Annotated in this window: 5 tRNA genes; all 5 read right to left on the minus strand. The window is 50.3% G+C overall.

Annotated features, from left to right (window positions below):
• The 5 genes from AC6UD1_RS06980 to AC6UD1_RS07000 all read right to left on the minus strand — a co-directional run bounded on the left by AC6UD1_RS06980 (position 1) and on the right by AC6UD1_RS07000 (position 431).
• Positions 1–74: transfer RNA gene (locus tag AC6UD1_RS06980), tRNA-Arg, on the minus strand.
• 9 nt (positions 75–83) lie between these two features.
• A tRNA-Leu gene (locus tag AC6UD1_RS06985) sits at positions 84–169 on the minus strand.
• 16 nt (positions 170–185) lie between these two features.
• Positions 186–257, minus strand: a tRNA-Gly gene (locus AC6UD1_RS06990).
• A gap of 5 nt (positions 258–262) precedes the next feature.
• Positions 263–335 (minus strand) — tRNA-Thr (locus AC6UD1_RS06995).
• Between the two features lie 23 nt (positions 336–358).
• A tRNA-Lys gene (locus AC6UD1_RS07000) sits at positions 359–431 on the minus strand.
• Between the last annotated feature and the right edge of the window lie 2 nt (positions 432–433).

The following is a 433-nucleotide window of genomic DNA, read 5'->3' on the forward strand; positions in this document are numbered from 1 at the left end:
TGCACCTAGTAGGAGTCGAACCTACAACCTTCTGATTCGTAGTCAGACACTCTATCCAATTGCGCTATAGGTGCATAATAATATGCCGAGGACCGGGATCGAACCGGTACGGTCATCACTGACCGCAGGATTTTAAGTCCTGTGCGTCTGCCAATTCCGCCACCCCGGCATTATAAATTGACATAAGCGGAAGACGGGATTCGAACCCGCGACCTCCACCATGGCAAGGTGGCGTTCTACCACTGAACTACTTCCGCATAAATGCCGACTAGAGGATTCGAACCTCCGACCCCCTGTTTACAAGACAGGTGCTCTGCCAACTGAGCTAAGTCGGCATACATGCTATTTATATAAATAATGAGCCGTGGCGGGTTCGAACCGCCGACCCTCTGATTAAAAGTCAGATGCTCTACCAACTGAGCTAACGGCTCAA

Source organism: Fructilactobacillus sp. X8R1C1 (assembly GCF_059900945.1).